The following is a 1,628-nucleotide window of genomic DNA, read 5'->3' as shown; positions in this document are numbered from 1 at the left end:
AAGGTCGAGGTCGTCGCCTGTGACGTCACCGACCGGGACGCGGTGGCGGCGCTGCTGGAGGCCCATCCGGACATCACGGCCGTCGTCCACACGGCCGGTGTGGTCCGGGACGGCACGGTCGCCTCGCTCACCGCGGAGACGCTCGCCGAGCTGCGGGCACCGAAGGTCGACGCCGCCCGGTATCTGCACGAGCTGACGGCGGACCGGGACCTGGCGGCGTTCGTGCTCTATTCCTCCGCCGCCGGTGTGCTGGGCGGCGCCGGACAGGGCGCCTACGCCGCCGCCAACGCCGCACTGGATGCCCTGGCCGCCGAACGGCGCGCGCAGGGGCTGCCCGGCACCTCGCTCGCCTGGGGACTGTGGGCGCCGGAGGCCGGCGGTATGGGCGCGGGTCTCACCGAGACCGACGTCGACCGCATGGCACGCTCCGGTGTACGGCCCCTAGCGGCGGCGGACGGGCTCGCCCTGCTGGACGCGGCCGTCGCGGCGGACCGGGCGCTACTGCTGCCGGCCGGACTGGACCTGCCCGCCCTCGCCCGCGCGGCAGGCAGTCAAGTCCCCGCTCTGCTTTCGCAGTTGGTACGCCCCACGGCCGTACGGCGTTCGGCGGCGGCCGGGGCGGCCAGCGCGGGCGGCGGGCAGGAGCTGGCCCGGCGGCTGGCCGGGCTCTCCGCGACCGACCGGCAGCGGCTGGTGCTCGACGTGGTCAAGCGGCACGTGGCCGCCGTCCTGGGCACCGCCGGCGGTGCGGGAGCCCCCGAGATCACGCCGGACAAGCCGTTCAAGGAACTCGGGTTCGACTCGCTCACCGCGGTCGAACTGCGCAACGCCCTGGGAGCCGAAGCGGGGGTCCGCCTGCCGGCGACGCTCGTCTTCGACTACCCGACCCCGGCCGAACTCGCCGGATTCCTGCTCCAGCAGCTGGTTCCGGACGACGCGGCCGACGCCGGTGACGCGGCGCACGAGGAGAGCGTACGGGCGGCCCTGATGGCGATCCCGCTGGCCCGGCTGAGGGACGCGGGCCTGCTGGACACGCTGCTCGAACTCGGGGGCCACCGGCCCGAGTCGACGGGTTCGACCCGGTCGGCGGACGACCCGGCCGTGGAGGCCGGGGCCGTCGACGACATCGACGACATGGATGCGGAGAGCCTCATCTCGATGGCGCTCGAAGGATCGGACTTCTGATGACGCGGCTGACGACGCGCGACGCGGATTGGGTGAGGTAAGAAGTGTCTGGACAGAAGGTGCCTGCACAGAACGAGAAGATCGTCGAGGCTCTCCGGGCGTCACTGAAGGAGACCGAGCGGCTGCGCGAGCAGAACCGCCGGCTGACCGCCTCCGCGCACGAGCCCATCGCCATCGTCGGCATGGCCTGCCGCTACCCCGGAGGCGTCAACTCCCCCGAGGGACTATGGCAGTTGCTGGCCTCCGGAGGTGACGCCATCAGCCGATTCCCGGAGGAGCGCGGCTGGGACACGGAGAGCCTGTACGACCCCGACCCGGACGCGGCCGGGCGGACGTACTCGGTCGAGGGCGGATTCCTCACCCAGGCCGCCGAGTTCGACCCCGCGTTCTTCGGGATCAGCCCGCGCGAGGCGCTCGCCATGGACCCGCAGCACCGGCTGCTG

2 protein-coding genes are annotated in these 1,628 nt (G+C 73.4%); both read left to right on the top strand.

Annotation, left to right across the window (positions count from 1 at the left end; genetic code table 11):
- On the top strand, window positions 1-1,185 hold a 1,185-nt coding region (locus ABZ854_RS37210), incomplete at its 5' end, for a beta-ketoacyl reductase (RefSeq protein WP_361220480.1).
- A gap of 59 nt (window positions 1,186-1,244) precedes the next feature.
- Window positions 1,245-1,628: beta-ketoacyl synthase N-terminal-like domain-containing protein (locus ABZ854_RS37205; protein ID WP_361220477.1), on the top strand; the 384-nt coding region annotated here is incomplete at its 3' end.

The sequence above is a fragment of the Streptomyces sp. NPDC047028 genome (assembly GCF_040644095.1).
Taxonomy (GTDB): domain Bacteria; phylum Actinomycetota; class Actinomycetes; order Streptomycetales; family Streptomycetaceae; genus Streptomyces.
Note: the sequence above shows the minus strand (reverse complement) of the source record. Positions and strands in the feature narration are given on the sequence as shown.